Origin of the sequence: Halarchaeum nitratireducens, from assembly GCF_017874695.1 — an archaeon.
Taxonomy (GTDB): Archaea; Halobacteriota; Halobacteria; order Halobacteriales; family Halobacteriaceae; genus Halarchaeum; species Halarchaeum nitratireducens.
This window is the reverse complement of the sequence record NZ_JAGIKY010000007.1, coordinates 92,778-107,422: the sequence shown is the minus strand read 5'-3', so window position 1 is coordinate 107,422 and position 14,645 is coordinate 92,778. Positions and strand designations below refer to the sequence as shown.

15 protein-coding genes are annotated in these 14,645 nt (G+C 72.1%); 10 read left to right on the top strand and 5 right to left on the bottom strand.

Features of this window, described 5'->3' with window-relative positions; all coding sequences use genetic code 11:
* Positions 1 to 4: 4 nt before the first annotated feature.
* Complete coding sequence (locus J2754_RS08575) at positions 5 to 1,252, bottom strand: tRNA (N(6)-L-threonylcarbamoyladenosine(37)-C(2))-methylthiotransferase (RefSeq protein WP_188876738.1); 1,248 nt, start codon at positions 1,250 to 1,252, stop codon at positions 5 to 7.
* A gap of 96 nt (positions 1,253 to 1,348) precedes the next feature.
* Here J2754_RS08575 and J2754_RS08570 point away from each other — a divergent pair, with 96 nt between their 5' ends.
* The 4 genes from J2754_RS08570 (at position 1,349) to J2754_RS08555 (ending at position 5,810) form a co-directional block, all read left to right on the top strand.
* Positions 1,349 to 2,482, top strand: a complete 1,134-nt coding sequence (locus J2754_RS08570; RefSeq protein WP_211087187.1) for an outer membrane protein assembly factor BamB — start codon at positions 1,349 to 1,351, stop codon at positions 2,480 to 2,482.
* A 162-nt stretch (positions 2,483 to 2,644) separates the two neighbouring features.
* A complete protein-coding gene (locus tag J2754_RS08565; protein WP_188876740.1) occupies positions 2,645 to 3,454 on the top strand; it encodes a DUF63 family protein in 810 nt (269 codons plus the stop codon).
* A gap of 44 nt (positions 3,455 to 3,498) precedes the next feature.
* Positions 3,499 to 4,227, top strand: coding sequence for a guanosine phosphorylase (locus tag J2754_RS08560; RefSeq protein ID WP_188876741.1), 729 nt, complete (start codon positions 3,499 to 3,501; stop codon positions 4,225 to 4,227).
* A gap of 74 nt (positions 4,228 to 4,301) precedes the next feature.
* Positions 4,302 to 5,810 carry an HPP family protein gene (locus J2754_RS08555; RefSeq protein WP_211087186.1) on the top strand — a complete coding sequence of 503 codons (1,509 nt, stop codon included), beginning with the start codon at positions 4,302 to 4,304 and terminating at the stop codon, positions 5,808 to 5,810.
* 123 nt (positions 5,811 to 5,933) lie between these two features.
* On the opposite strand, the gene J2754_RS08550 is transcribed toward J2754_RS08555, so the two are convergent.
* Entirely contained in the window at positions 5,934 to 7,136 is a 1,203-nt protein-coding gene (locus J2754_RS08550; RefSeq protein WP_188876743.1) for an NAD-binding protein, read from the bottom strand.
* 310 nt (positions 7,137 to 7,446) lie between these two features.
* Between J2754_RS08550 and J2754_RS08545 the strand changes: the two genes are divergently transcribed.
* From J2754_RS08545 to J2754_RS08535, 3 genes are read left to right on the top strand one after another with little or no spacing between them, the layout of a single operon-like run.
* Entirely contained in the window at positions 7,447 to 8,697 is a 1,251-nt protein-coding gene (locus J2754_RS08545; RefSeq protein WP_211087185.1) for a potassium channel family protein, read from the top strand.
* Positions 8,697 to 9,923 (top strand): TrkA C-terminal domain-containing protein, encoded by a 1,227-nt coding sequence (locus tag J2754_RS08540; RefSeq protein ID WP_229772757.1) that lies wholly within the window; start codon positions 8,697 to 8,699, stop codon positions 9,921 to 9,923. The genes J2754_RS08545 and J2754_RS08540 overlap by 1 nt, the downstream gene beginning before the upstream one ends.
* A gap of 36 nt (positions 9,924 to 9,959) precedes the next feature.
* Complete coding sequence (locus tag J2754_RS08535) at positions 9,960 to 10,223, top strand: ubiquitin-like small modifier protein 1 (protein ID WP_188876746.1); 264 nt, start codon at positions 9,960 to 9,962, stop codon at positions 10,221 to 10,223.
* Positions 10,224 to 10,228: 5 nt separating this feature from the next.
* Here J2754_RS08535 and J2754_RS16830 read toward each other — a convergent pair whose 3' ends face one another.
* Together J2754_RS16830 and gatD are read right to left on the bottom strand one after the other, a co-directional pair.
* Positions 10,229 to 10,615 carry a DUF7522 family protein gene (locus J2754_RS16830; RefSeq protein ID WP_483420141.1) on the bottom strand — a complete coding sequence of 129 codons (387 nt, stop codon included), beginning with the start codon at positions 10,613 to 10,615 and terminating at the stop codon, positions 10,229 to 10,231.
* A gap of 85 nt (positions 10,616 to 10,700) precedes the next feature.
* Entirely contained in the window at positions 10,701 to 11,963 is a 1,263-nt protein-coding gene (gene gatD, locus J2754_RS08525; protein ID WP_188876748.1) for a Glu-tRNA(Gln) amidotransferase subunit GatD, read from the bottom strand.
* Between the two features lie 86 nt (positions 11,964 to 12,049).
* Here gatD and J2754_RS08520 point away from each other — a divergent pair, with 86 nt between their 5' ends.
* Entirely contained in the window at positions 12,050 to 12,544 is a 495-nt protein-coding gene (locus tag J2754_RS08520) for a hypothetical protein (protein ID WP_211087184.1), read from the top strand.
* On the opposite strand, the gene J2754_RS08515 is transcribed toward J2754_RS08520, so the two are convergent.
* Positions 12,528 to 13,250, bottom strand: a complete 723-nt coding sequence (locus tag J2754_RS08515) for an ArsR family transcriptional regulator (RefSeq protein ID WP_211087183.1) — start codon at positions 13,248 to 13,250, stop codon at positions 12,528 to 12,530. The genes J2754_RS08520 and J2754_RS08515 overlap by 17 nt on opposite strands.
* Before the next feature lie 94 nt (positions 13,251 to 13,344).
* Between J2754_RS08515 and J2754_RS08510 the strand changes: the two genes are divergently transcribed.
* Entirely contained in the window at positions 13,345 to 13,680 is a 336-nt protein-coding gene (locus J2754_RS08510) for a DUF5802 family protein (RefSeq protein WP_211087182.1), read from the top strand.
* Positions 13,681 to 13,724: 44 nt separating this feature from the next.
* A complete protein-coding gene (locus J2754_RS08505; RefSeq protein ID WP_211087181.1) occupies positions 13,725 to 14,639 on the top strand; it encodes a Vms1/Ankzf1 family peptidyl-tRNA hydrolase in 915 nt (304 codons plus the stop codon).
* The last annotated feature ends 6 nt before the right edge of the window (positions 14,640 to 14,645 follow it).

The following is a 14,645-nucleotide window of genomic DNA, read 5'->3' as shown; positions in this document are numbered from 1 at the left end:
GCGCTCAGACGGGATCGCCGAAGGCGTACATCGTCTGGTGGCCCGTCACCTCGACCGTGGCGAAGTCGCCCGGTTCGAGGCCGTGCTCGTCCGCGTTCTGCACGATGATCTGCCGGTAGGCCCCGTCGTAACACTTCACCGAGTCGCCGGTCCCCTCCTCGGTGACGAGCACGTCGCGCTCCGTGCCGACCATCGACTCGTAGGCCTCGGCGACGACCTCGCGCTTCAGCTCGCTCATCGCCTTCGAGCGCTCCTTCTTCAGCGTCCCGCCGAGGCCCTTCAGGTCCGCGGCGTCGGTGCCGGGACGCTTCGAGAAGCGCGTGACGTTGATCTTCTCGGGGCGCGTCTCGCGCAGGAGCGCCATCGACATCTCGTGGTTCGCGTCCGTCTCCGTGGGGTAGCCGACGATGAAGTCCGTGGCGAGCGTCCACTCGTCCAGGTAGTCGTCGAACGTCTCGACGATCTCGACGTACTGCTCGACACGGTGTTGGCGTCGCATGTGTTCGAGAACGTCGTCGCTCCCGGATTGGACCGGCGCGTGCAGGAAGTTGTAGAGCTCCTCGTGTTCGGCGAACACCGACGCCAGCTCCTCGCGGATGCCGTGTACGCCGCCGGGGTTCGCCATCCCCACGCGGACGCGGAAGTCGCCGTCGATCTCCGTGCAGATCCGATCGAGGAGCTCGGGCAACTTCCGCTCGCCGTCGTCCCAGCCGTAGACCCCCGTGTCCTGCCCGGTGATGCGGATCTCCTTCGCGCCGGCGTGGACGAGCGCGCGCGCTTTCTCGACGTTCTCGGCCACCGGCGGACTGTCGACGCGGCCCGTCGCGTGCTTCGTGATGCAGTACGAGCAGTTGCTCATGCACCCCCGCGCGATCGGGAGGATGCCGATGACGCCGTCGAGGATCGGCTCGGCGTCCGGGGTGGGCGTCGGGCACTCCCCGTTCGTGATCGCCTGTGGGACGTCGTCCCAGTGGAGCACCTCGGCGTCGACATCGCCGAACTCGTCGCCCTGCGCGAGCGCCATGCAGCCGGTCACGTAGAGGTCGGCGGTCTCGTCTGCGAGTTCCTCGGCCCGGCGGAGCATGTTGCGCTCCGTCTTCTCCACGACCGTACAGGTGTTGAGGATGGCGACGTCCGCCGCCCCGGCCCCCTCGACTTTCCGGTGGCCGGCGTCGCGGAGCCGTCGCTCGATCTCGCGGCTCTCGCCGCGGTTCGACGTGCACCCGTAGGTCTCGATGTGGTACCGGGCCATCTCGTCCGCGTTTCGCGTGGGACGGCCAAAAGCCCCGCGCTTCGCGCGGCGCGCGCACCCCAAGCGATTTGCCGCCGCCGGGCGGACCACCGGACAATGCCCTCCAGGCGACGCGTCCTCGCGACGACCGGCGCGCTCGGTGCCGCGGCGCTCGCGGGGTGTGACGCGGTCCGCGACGACGGCCCGACCGACGACTACCCCGAAGGCGTCCGCGTCCGCGCCGGCTGGCCCGCGCCGAACCGCGACGACGCCAACACGCGCGCCGCCCGCGACGGGAACGCGCTCGAGTCCCCGAAACGCGCGGCGACGCTCCCCGGGAGAGCCGGCACGACCGCCGCCGACGGGCGCGTCTTCGCGGCCCTGAAAAGCGGCGTCCGCGCGTACGACGTGACCGGAGAACGCCGCTGGTCCGCCCCCGGGCTCGACGACGCGCCCCCGCGCGTCCTCGACGGCACCGTCTACGCGCCCCACCCCGAGGACCCCCTCGTTCGCGGGTACGACGCGGCCACCGGCGAGGTGACGGCGACGTACGACCTCCCCGCGCGGGCCGTCACGTCGCCCGTCTGGAACAACGGGCGCGACCGCTTCGCCGTCGCGCTCGCGGACGGCCGCGTCGCCGGGGTCGCGACGGACCGCGACGCGACGTGGACCGGCGACCCCTGGGGGTCGGTGAACGCCCTCGCGGTCAACATGGGGAGCGTCGTCGCCGCCACCGACACCGGCGAGGTGTACGTCTACGGCACCGACGGGTCGCCCGCGTGGCGAGCGATCCTCGACGCGACGGACCTCGTCGCGCCCGTCGTCGGCGACGAGCGGCTCTACGTCGCCGGGTGGGACGGGACGATCCGCGCCCTCGACCGGACGGACGGGACGCCGGTCTGGACGCGCGAGCGGGGCTTCGTCGAGACGCCGCTCGCGCTCGACGGCCCGCGCCTCTACCACGGCCTCGGCGACCTGCGCGCGTACGACACCGCGACGGGCGCGACGCTGTGGTCGTACGCGCCGGACGCCACCGTCCGGTGCGCGCCCGCCGTCGTCGGCGACACCGTCTACGTCGGCCGAACCGACGGCGCGCTCGTCGCGCTCGATCGCGCCGACGGCACCGAGCGCTGGACGCTCGACCTCGGACGCTACGTCGGCCCCGCGGTCGCGGCCACCGACGGCGCCGTCTACGCCCGCGGGCGAACGGACGACGGACGAAGTGCGACGTTCGTCGTCACGGACGGGTGATGCCGCCCCCACTGACGGTCGACAGCGCCGTCACGGGCGTCGGACACGACCCTGCCGGCTTCGGTCGACGGACCGGTCGCGGCCGCGAAGAAGCCGGGTCCGCCCGTCACCGCCGCACGCCGGATGGTAACGCTTTCACGCCCGGCGTCCCGGTGTACGGCTATGGTGCTCCCGTCCGGGTTCACGGTGCCGCCGCTGCCCGCACTCGCCGTCCTGCTCGCCGGCGTCGCCGCCGCCGCGGTCGCCCTCGCCCGCGAGCGCCCGCCGCTGACCGACCGGACGGTCCTCGCGTTCGCGCCGTGGATGGCACTCGGTTCCGCCGCCTACGTCTGCTACCAGCTCGATCTCCTCCCCGCCGCGGTGACGCCGTTCGCGTCCGCGCCCGCCGTCTACGGCTCGACGTTCGTCGTCGCCGTCGCCGTCTGGCTCGGCGCGCGCCGCACGGACTCGCCCAAGCGCGTGCTCGCCGGCGTCGGCCTCCTTGCGCTCTCCGTTCCCGTCGCGCTCACCGCCCGCTACGGGACGATGAACGACTCGTTCGCCCCGCTGTGGCCGCTGTTCGCGCTCCTCGCGGGGTTCCTCCTCGGCGCCGTCTGCTGGGTCGCCCTCCGCCGCTTCCGCCCTGCGGACGCGCGCGCCGTCGACGGGGCGGGCGCGCTCGTGCTCTTCGGCCACGCGCTCGACGCCGCCACGACCGCCGTCGGCGTCGACGCCCTCGGCTTCGGCGAGCAGACGCCGCTCTCCCGCCTCGTGATGGAGTTCGCCGCCGGCCTCCCGACCGCCCCGACCCTCGGCGTCGGCTGGCTGTTCGTCCTCGTCAAGCTCGCCGTCGCCGTCGCCGTCGTCGCCCTGCTCGCCGACTACGTCCGCGAGGCCCCCACGGAGGGGTTCCTCCTCCTCGCGCTCGTCGCCGCGGTCGGCCTCGGCCCCGGCGCGCACAACCTCCTGCTCTTCACCGTGGCGACGCCCTGAGCCGGTCCGGACGCTTTTTGCCGCCGTCGCGCGACGTGCCACGTATGGCCAACCAACCCCACCTACTCGTCGAGCAGGGCGACGTGAACGAGATCGCGCTCGTCCCCGGCGACCCCGGACGCGTCGAGCGGATCGCCGACCACTGCGACGACCCCGTCGAGGTGTCGTCGAACCGCGAGTACACGCTCGTCAACGCCACCTACGAGGGCGTCGACCTCACGATCTGTTCCACGGGGATCGGCGGCCCGAGCACCGCCATCGCCGTCGAGGAACTGGCGAACGTCGGCGTCGAGACGTTCCTCCGCGTCGGCACCACGGGGGCGCTCCAATCCGAGATCGAGATCGGGGACATGATCGTCGCCACCGGCGCGGCCAAGGAGGAGGGGACGACGAAGCGCTACGAGTCGGCCGAGATCCCCGCCGTCCCGCACTACGACGCGCTCACCGCGCTCGTCGACGCCGCCGAGGCGCGCGGCGAGAACGTCCACGTCGGCCCCATCGTCAGCGACGACGCGTTCTACAACGAGACCGAGGACTACGTCGACGCGTGGAACGCCGCCGGCCTGCTCGCCGTCGAGATGGAGGCCGCGACGCTCTTCTCGCTCGCACGCCGCCGCGGCCTGCGCGCCGGCGCCATCTGCACCGCCGACGGGAACCTCATCGAGGGGACCCAGAAGGGCGCCGACGGGACGGACGAGCTCCCGGAGAAGGCGAAGAACAACGTCGCCCGCGCCATCCGTATCGCGCTCGACGCCACCACGACGCTCGCCTGAGCGTTCTCAGACCGGCGGCGCCTCGCCGCCCGCAGGCGAAAGACCGAAAGCCGCTCGCGCCGTCCGAACGCCACATGATCGAGTCGCTGCGGCGACGCCTGCGGACCGCCCGGAGGCGCGCTGTCGCGCTCGAACGCCGCCGATCGGACGACGCCCGCCACTGGCTCGCCGAGACGAGCAACCTCACGCACGCCTCCGTGCTCGTCTTCGTACCGCTGCTCATCGGCTTCGTCACGCTGCTCTCGAACGAACTCCAGCTCGTCTCCTTCCTGCTCTTCCCGCCGCTGGCCTCCGGGACGTACACGCTGTTCGCCCACCCCGAGGGGACGTACGCGAACCCGTGGAAGTTCGTCGGCGGGCTGAGTCTCGGGGCCTTCTGCGGGTGGGTCGCCATCGAGTTCACCGCGCTGCTCGTCGCGCCGACGGGGGGCGGTGCCGTCCTCTGGGAGGTCCACGCGTGGGCCGCCGCGCTCGCCATCTTCCTCACCGGCGCGCTCACGTGGGTCTTCGATCTCGAGGAGCCGAGCGCGTTCTCGACGGCGCTCCTCGTCCTCCTCACCGATCCCGGTCGCTTCCTCGACGTCGCCGGGATCGCCGTCTCGACCTCCGTCGTCTACGTCGTCACCGTCGCGCTCTCGACGAGCATCATCGCCGTCGTCTTCGTCGTCTGGCGCCACGAGTTCTACGAACGCCGGGCGCGCTACCTCTACTCGACCACGCAGGCCGACGACCACGTCCTCGTGCCGGTCCACGACGACGTCGGGGCGCAGGCCGCGATGTTCGGCGCGCGCCTCGCCGCCGCGCACGACGCCGGCAAAGTCGTGCTCCTCGACGTCGTCGACGACGCGGCCATCGCCGCCGCCGAGCGCCGTCTCCTCGACGAGGCCGGCGACGTCGACCTCGGTACCGGGAACCCCGACGTCGGCGACGACGCCGACATCCACGAGCTCGCCGAGCGCAGCGCCGCCGACGAGGCCGCCGCCGAACTGGAGCGTCGCGCCGCGCACATCGAGACCCGCGTCGGCGTCCCCTGCGAGGTGGTCGTCGCCGTCGAATCCGACCTCTCCGCCGCCGGACTCCTCGACGTCGCGCGCGACGCCAACTGCGACCTCATCGCCCCGCCGCTCGAACGCGAGGCCGACGGGACGCCGGCCCGCCTCGTCCGCGACCTCTTCCGCAGCGACGTCGATACTGTCGCCTTCGACGCGAAACACGACCGCACCGACTGGAAGCGCGTGATGGTTCCCGTCCGCCGCACCGGCCCGATCGCGCACGCCATGGTCGACTACGCCGAACGCCTCGCCGGCCGCGCCGGCACCGTCAGCGTCTGCACCTGCATCGGCGACGAGCGCTCGCGGCGCGACGCCGAGTCCATGCTCGCCGACCTCACCGAGACGACGAACGCGCGCTGTGAGACCCGCGTCTCGCGCGCCACTCTCGGTGAGTTCCTCGCGCGAAACGAGTCACACTACGACCTCGTGATCCTCGGTGAGCCGACCCGGAGCGCGCGACCCGACACGCCCGCCCCGTTCGAGCGCAGCCGCGACCTCGACACGGACGTCGCCGTCGTTCACACCCGCTAGACGACGCGTTCTCTCTCGCCGGCCGCCTCTCTTCTCTCGCTCTCGCCATCCGCTCGCGCTCAACTCCCGGTCCTCGCGCCGCCCGCCGGCCGCCCCGCCCACCCGACGTTCGTCCCGCGCCGCTCAGCTCGCGTTCCCGTCTCCCTTTCCGCTCTCGCTTCCGTTCCCGTTCCCGCTTCCGTCTTGCTCCTCGTCTCCGGTCACCTGCTTTGCGGTCTCCTCCGCGTCCTCGTCGCCGAGCGCCGACTGCACCAACAGCCGTCCGCCGATGACCGCGGGACTGATGACGGTGTTCGCGCCCGCCGCGCGGAGCTTCTTCTCGTTCTCCCGCTCGGTCGCCGCGGCGACGATCCGGACGTCCGGCTGGAGTTGGCGCGCGGTGAGGATGGCGAGGGCGTCCTGTCCGTCGTCGTTGGTCGCCGCGACGACCGCGTCCGCGCGGTCGATTCCGGCGTGTTCGAGCGACGCGGCGTCCGAGGGGTCCTCCGTGAGGACGTTGAAACCGCGTTCGCGGAGCGCCGAGCCGGTGGCGGGCTCCTTCACGACGACGACGAACTCGTGGTCGTCACCGAGTTCTTCGAGGATCGATTCGGTTAGCTCGCCGTAGCCGGCGACGATAACGTGGTGTTCGAGGGATTCGAGTTGTGATTGGGTCATGCGTCCGAGTGCTGAGGCGAAGCGCGCCTCGATGGCGGGCCCGAGGAGGGTGCTGAGCGCGATACCGAAGCCGGCGACGCCGAGGACGAGGACGGAGAGCGAGAACAGCGTCGCCATCTCCGTCTTCGGCGTGATGTCGCCGTAGCCGACCGTGCTGGCCGTGACGAGCGTGTAGTAGAAGGCGTCGAGCAGCGAGGAGACGCCGGGGAACCCATCGCGTAAGGCGTACGTTCCGACGGTGCCGTACGCGAGCACGCCCGCGAGCGCCACCGCCGCGGTGATCTGGCTCGTCGACAGCGAGAGCCCCCGATCGAAGCGCGCGCGCATCGATACGACGACCGGGAGCGAGAGGAGCGAGAGCACGACGAGCGGCACCGAGTAGACCGACACCTGCACGAGTCCCTGCGCCGCCGTCACGGGCAGGAGGACGACCGTCGACCACCACGCCGTGCGGAGGCCGCGGCGCATCCCGAGCGCCGAGACGACCATCAGGAAGCCCGTGAGCGTTCCCGTGAACCCCGCGACCTGCTGGACGGGGCCCGGAACGAACGGCCCGAACTGCGGGCTGAGGATGTTCACGACGCCCGTCACCACGGAGAGGACGGCGACGAGCGACGTGAGCAGGACGGCGGCGTGCGCCGACAACAGCCGCCGGTTCGTGCGAGCCATGTCGGGGCGGGGGGCGCACGCAGTATAAACGTAGCGCGACGCGTCCGCGACGCGCGGCGACGGACGGGCGGCGTCGTCGCCGACCGCGGGCCGCGACCGGGGAGCGCACACGGGGTGCGCGCCGCCGGGTCGAACCGCACTACGGCGTCGCATTCTCGACCCACCGCGTCACGCTTCCGCCCCACCGCCCCGCACTCCTGACCCACCGCTCCGCACCGACCGCTTGCCGCGACCGGGGACGCGCACACGAGGTGCGCGCGTCCCCGGTCGCGGCGGTACCGATTTACCCACCCCGCACCACGGTCGGGGTATGCCGTTCGGTCTCTCCACGGGGTCGTTCCCGATGCAGGTCCTCCTCGGGGTCTATCTCGGCCTCCTCACGGGCGTGATCCCCGCGCTCGTCTGCTTCGGGTTCGGCTTCGTCTTCAGATACGTCACGGGACTCACGATCCCCGCGTTCGGTGTCGTCGTCCTCGGGATCGCCATCGCCGGCATCAACGGCGGGCTCATGGCGTTCAACGACGTCACGGTCGTCCAGTCCTCGAACAGCATCGCGCTCGTCACCGCCCTCGTCGTCGTCCTGATGGGGTGTTTCTACGCCCACGCACGCGGCGACGCGCTCGGGGCGAACCTCCCCAAACACTTCTCGCTCAAGCGCCTCCGCGAGCGCACCCTCTCGCGGGACGTCGTCGACCTCGTCGGCGGCATCGGGCAGGTCCGCGTCCCCATCGTCGGCGCGGTCGGCGACATGGAGGGCTACCCGCCGCTCCCCGAGACCCTGCGCACCGAGATCGCCGCGGTCGACTGGACGTTCCCCGCCGACCTCCCGATCGCCGAACTCGAACGCCGCTTCGAGGAGCGTCTCCGCGTCGAGTTCGACGTCGCGGACGCCGACGTCCGCATCGACGAGCGCGCCCGCGCGACCGTCGTCGTCGCCCCGCCGCTCTCCGGCGTCTCGAAGCGCGTCCCGCGCGGTGAACGCGCCGTCTCCGTCAGCGCGCTCGTCCCGACGGGCGTCGCGCGCGGCGACGTCGTCTCGCTCCACACCGACGTCGGGGACTGCACCGGCACCGTCGTCGCCGCCAAGAGCGCCGAACCGGACGAGGCGGACGCGGAGGTATCGCCGACGCCCGCCGCGACCGACGGCGGCACCGCCGTCGAGGTGCCCGCTCGTACCCCCGCGCCCGTCACTACCGGCGGCGAGGGACGGATCACCGTCGCCACCGACCGACCGAGCGCGGAGACGCTCGTCGCCGCGAGCCGGGGGTCGGTCGTCGTCACGGCACGCGGCACCCGCCGTGAGTTCGAACTCCTCTCCCTGCTCCGGCGCACCGGCAACCGCGTCCGACGGCTCACCCTCCGCGCCGATGGGCCGCTCGACGGAACGACGCTCGGCGACGCGGACGTCCGCGACGCGTACGGCGTCGCCGTCATCGCCCTCCGTCACGACGGTTCGTGGACGGTCGCGCCGCGGGGCGACACGGCCGTCTCGGGCGGCGACGACTGCTTCGTCGTCGGGACGCGCGAGAAGCTGAACGCCTTCGCGGAGGCGGCGGCGTGATGGCCGTCTCCGCGCCCGCGTTCGCGTTCGCGCTCGCCGGGAGCGCGCTCGCCTTCCCCCTCCAGAGCGGGGCCGTCGACTTCGTCGACGTACTGACCCGCGGCGCGCTCCGGATCGCCGGCCTCGGCGTCTTCTCCCTCCTCGTCGCGTTCGCCGTGAGCGCCGTCTACCGCTGGTACTTCCGGCAGAGCGCACACGCGGCGCTCGGGACGTTCGCCGGCGTCTCCGGCGTCGCGCTCTACTTGAACACGAAGACGGCGTTCGCGTCCGTCGTGGCCAATCAGGCCACCGTGTTCGACCCGACCGACATCGTGTTCAACCTCTCGGCGTTCGCCGTCGCGATCGCGCTCGGCGTACCCGGCGCGCGCGCCGGCGATCGCATCGCCGTCGAGACCTTCGCGTTCCTCGGCACCCGCGAGGTCGACGGCGAGGTCGGCCAGCTCGTCAAGGCCGTCGGCCGCGTCGTCACCGTGGAGATCCCCGACGAGATCGACGACGTCGACGGCTACGATCCGGTCTCCGAGGAGACGAAGGAGCGGATGGCGAACAAGACGCTGCTCTTCCCGCGCGGGCTGACCGTCGCGGACCTCGAATCCCGCCTCGCCGCTCGCCTCCGCGAGGACTACGACGTCGGTTACGTCGACGTCGACCTCGACGCGAACGGCGCGGTGAAGTACTTCGCCGTCGGCACCCGCCTCGCCGGCATCGGCCCGACGCTCGGGCCCGGGATGGGCGCCGTCGCCGTCCGCGCCGACCCGCCGAACGACGCCGGCCCGGGCGACGCCGTGCAGGTCTGGCGGACGGAGCCGTCGCCCGAGCGCGTTGCGACCGGCGAGCTCCGCGGCGTCGCGGACGACGTCGCCACGATCGCGCTCGACGCCGCGGACGCGGAGCGGATCGCCGGCGGCGACTATCGCCTGCTCACGCTCCCGAACGACCCCAGCGCCGACCGGCAGTTCGCCTCGATCCTCCGCGGGGCCGACGAGACGATGGCGACCGTCACCGTCCGAGAGGGGAGCGCGCTCGCCGGCGCGACGGTCGAGGACGTCGGAGCGACCGTCGCCGCCGTCCGCCCCGCCGACGGCCCGATCGACCCCATCCCGTCGCTCGCCCGTCCGCTCGCCGTCGGCGACGTCCTCTACCTCGTCGCTCGCCCGGAGGCCGTCCGGGAGGCCGAGGTGGCCGCGAGCACGGGCGTCCCCGGTGACGGCGAGGGCGACGCCTGACGACAGCCTGATACCGCGCGCGCTCCCACCGACGGTATGGAGTGGAAGCTGTTCGCGGACCTCGCGGAAGTCGCCGGCGACGACCGGGTCGACGTGACCGTCTCGGCGGACGCGACGGTCGGCGACGCCCTCGAGGCCCTCCTCGACGAGCGACCGGCGCTGCGCGAGCGCGTCCTCGCCGACGACGGGACGCTCTACGACCACGTCAACCTCCTGCGGAACGGCGCGGACGCGACGCTCGACGACGCCGTCGACGGCGGCGACGAGCTCGCGCTCTTCCCGCCCGTCAGCGGCGGCTGACCGCCTCACTCGTAGTGCTTGCCGACGAGCACGTGGAGCGCGCACGCCGACGTCGGCCGTCCGTCGAACGCGACGAACACGCCCGCGTCGTGATCGAGCGACCAGAAACGCGCGATCGTCCCCTCCTCGAAGTGCCGGAACGTCCCCCGAACGGCACCGAGGTCGTCGAACAACGTCTCGTGGTAGTCGCGGGTGACGTCCTGGAGCACGACGTCCCCGTAGATGGCGTCGAAGTCAGATCCGTCGTACGCCGCCGTGACGGCCTCGTTCCGGCAGTGGCGCTGTACCCGTCCCGGTCGTAGGTCGCCACCGCCCGCAGCCCGTCGCCGTACGCGTCCCGGAGGCGCCCGACGAGTCCCGGCGTCTCGTGCTCGGCCATGCGCGGTCGGCACGCGTGACGCGGGGATCACGTTCGTGCCCGCGATCACGTCGCTCGTGTCCGACTCGCACCGCCCGTCGGACGCGTCGCCGTCGACGCTACTGCGCCGACTCGGGCACCGAGCGCTCGCTCAGCTCGCCGGCGAGCGGCGTCCGTATCGCCTCCGCTGGGGAGTCCGTGTTGGCGAGCGCCCACATCAGCTTCGTCTTCGCCGTCCCCGGTAGGAGGTCCTCGCCCTCGATCACGCCGGCGTCGAGGAGGTCCCGCCCGGTGTCGTACACTCGATCGCAGACGCGGCCGCCGAGGCACTGGGAGGTCATCACGACCGTCGTGCCGGCGTCGGTGAGGTCGTCGATCACGTCCACGAGATCGGAGTTCACGTGTCCGAGCCCCGTCCCCTCGATGACGACGCCGGCGCGTCCCTCCAGCATCTCGAGGAACGCCGGATCCATCCCGGGGGTGAACGTCACGAGCTCGACGTCGGGTTCGAGCGCCGGGTCGAGCGAGAGGTCGGCGTCGCCGCGCTCGGCGAGGGCCGCCGCGTCGTCGTAGCTGACCGTCTCGCTCTCGTAGTCGACGTGGCCGATCGGGGTCCCGTCGACGGTCTCGAAGGCGTCGCGCCGCGACGTGTGGGCCTTTCGGACGCGCGTCCCGCGGTGGAGGGCACACCGGTCGTCGGACTGCGTCGCGTGCATGCAGACCATCACCTCGGCGACGTCGGACTTCGCGGCCTCGACGGCGCAGACGGCGTTCATCACGTTGTCCGATGAGGGCCGGTCCGCGGAGCGCTGACTCCCCGTGAAGACGACCGGGACCGGCGTGTCGAGCATGAACGAGAGGACGGACGCGGAGTACTGCATCGTGTCGGTCCCGTGCATCACGACGACGCCGTCCGCGCCGTCGGCGATCTCCTCGCGGACGGCCTCGGCGAGCTCGCGCCAGATCGAGGGGTCCATGTTCTCGGAGAGGATGTTGGCGACGACCCTCCCCCGGTAGTTCGCGCGGCCCGCGAGGTCGGGGACCGCGCGGAGGACGTCCTCGGCGTCGAACTGCGCCGTCACCGCGCCCGTCCGGTAGTCGACCGTGGAGGCGATCGTCCCGCCGGTGCTGATGAGCGCGATGGTGGGGAGGTCGTCGTCGAAGGCGACCTCGGAGCCCTCGCCGTCCCCCTCGCCCGCGTTGCCGTCGATGGCGTAGACGTCCGATTCGAGCACCTCGACGTCGGCGTCCTCGCGTTCGACGCCGACGTTGTAGCCGCTCTCCAGTTTCACCACGAGGTGCTCCGGCGTCGAAGACGGCAGGAGCACGCCCTCGTTCACCTGTCCGTCGCGCTCTACGCGGACGCGGTCCCCTGAGTGCATGAGTGAGAGTCGCGCGTCGCTACCCTTGAAACCATCCGTTCGGCGGCGGGGCAAGAGCCATACGGTTCGCCCGCGCACGAAGGGACATGTCGCGCGACGATCCGCTCGGAGATCTCGACGGGGCGGACGGAGCGAGCGCACGCGGTAGCGCAAACGCGAGTCGCGATCGCAGACGGGACGAGCGTCCCGGCGGTCTCCGTGCACGCGCCCGCACGTTCTTCTCACCGCGCCGGTTTCTCCTCGCGCTCGTCCTCGCCGCCGCCGGGCTCTTCGTCGGCGGACTCGTCCCGCTCGTTGGATCGCTGACGCGATTCGTCGGCCTCGCCGCCGCGACGTTCGCGCTCGGCGTCGCGTCCGCTCGGCGGTGTTACGTCGAAGTCGCACTCGCCGGGGCGCTCGCGGCCGTGGGGAGCGTCCTCCTCGGACTCCTCACCTCGGCCTTCCTTCCGATCACCGTGGACTTCCTCGCGCGCTCCGGCGTCGCGTTCGCGCTCGCCGTCGCCGGGATCGGCGCGCTCGCCGGGCTGGTCGGGTATTACTTCGGGCGCGACCTGCGCGCGGGTTTCACTCGGAGCCTGTGACGCACCACCCGTCGTCGCCGTCGGGTTCGATGACGCCGCGTTCGAGCAGGTCGCCGATCGCGTGCTCGACGACCTCGGCCGGCGCGTCCACGCGCCGCGAGAGCGCCTCGACGGTTCCCGCCCCGTCCGCGACGGCCGCGACGATCTCGGCGTAGAGCCCCTCGTGGTCGTCCGCGTCGAGCGCCCCCGCGAGGTCGTCCCGGACGTCCGCGAGGCGGCCCTGCACCCAGCGCTGGGCGAGCGACAGCTCGCGCTCTAAGCTCTCCAACTCCGCGAGGTCCGCGGCGAGCGACGCGACGTCGCCGCTCGCGTCGTCGTCCGTCTCATCGTCCGCGTCCTCATCCGCCCCGTCGTCCACGCCGGCGGCGACGTCCGCCACGCCGTCGATCGAGAGGTGGTGACAGCGCGTCAGATCGAGGTCGCGGCTCGCCGGATAGGCGGATTTCGCGCCGAAGCCGTGGCGCGAGACGGTCACTTCGAGCCGGAGGTTCCGCGCGATGTGGAAGTACTTGCGGCGTTTCTCATCCGTTCGGCTCTCGACGACTCCGGCCTCCTCCAAGCGGCGGAGGTGGTCGATGACGGCCTTCGGGGAGACCCCGAGGTACTCGCTGATCTCGGTGACGTAGCAGGGCTTGCGCGCGAGCAAGCGCAGGATGCGACGCCGGTTCTCGTTGCCGAGGAGGTCGAGTAGTGCCCCGGAGTCCATACGGACGTGAGTTGGCGCCACGCGCTCAAAAGGGTAGCGCAGTGCCCGTCACCGCCGATGGGTTTTTCACCCACTGTGGCAGAGTATAACACACATGTTCGAGGTGTTCTCGACCGGCTACTACCTCGGACGGCTCTACGTCGAACCGTCCGACGACGGCACGGCCGCGCTCCAGCGCCGCCAACACGAACGCGTCAACGAGCAGGTGTACGCGGACGAGGGGCTCGCGCGCACCGACTATCCCCTCGTCATGAAGGTCGGAACCCGACACTACCGCGTCGAGGGCGACGCGGACGTCCCCGCGGACACCCTCGTCGTCCCGCGCGAGACGCTCGATGAGGCCGGCGTCGACAACCCGCCCGCGCTCGCCGAGGTGCTGCTCGCCCGGCCCGACCACGCCCGTCGGCTCTTCGAGGTCGGCGCGGTGTAGTCCGGGCCGGAACCCCTAAGCGGCGCCCGACCCGCGTTCGGGGCATGCTGGATCGACTCCTCGGTCGGGCCTCCCTGAAGGAGCGGATCGCCGAACTGGAGGCCGAGACCGAGAGCCTCCGGGCACAGTTGGACGCGGAGAACGAGCGCCGTCGCGAGGCCGTCGCCGCGCGCAACGAGGCCGAGGAGACGATCAACCGCTTGGAGGACCGGATCGCGGAGCTGAAAGACCGCGCCGAGCGCGCGGAGGGCGACGAGGGACCGCACGTCGACTATCGCGCCAGCGAGGCGCTTCGCGGCCCCCGACTCGCCGACGTGCTCGATCGCCTCGCGGGCATCGAGACCGACCCGGAGGGCGCGCTCACCGCGATGGTGACCGACGAACACGCCGTCCCCGAGCCCGTGAGCGACGCCCTCGGCGAGCGCGCCCCGCTCGTCGAGCGCGCCGCCCCGTGTCTCGTCTGCGTCGACGACGCCTCGCTCGTCGCCGCGACGTTCGCCCCGCCGCTCGCCCCCGACGCCTTCTGCGAGTGGGGCGAGTCCTTTCGCCTCGATCGCTCGTGGTTCGAGCCGACGGGGACGTACGCCCTCGCGCTCGTCCGCGCGGACCTGTTCGCCGTCGGGATCTACGACGCGACCGGCGACGGGGTCGAGCGCGTCCACGTCGAGGGGTTCGAGAGCGACGTGAAGAGCACGCATTCGAAGGGCGGATTCTCCCAGTCGCGCTTCGAGCGCCGCCGCGAGAGTCAGATCGACGAGCACCTCGACGACGCCCGCGCTACCCTCGACGCCCTCGACGGCGAGTACGGCTACGACGCGTGCTACGTCACCGGACAGACGACGCTCTTCGGCGAGTTCGACGCCGACGCCAGCGCGCCCTCGGACGCGAGCGGCGAGCCGTTGGACGCCCTCGCCACCGCCGCGAGCGATTTCTGGACCGTCCCGTACCGCTCGCTCTGAGTCGGT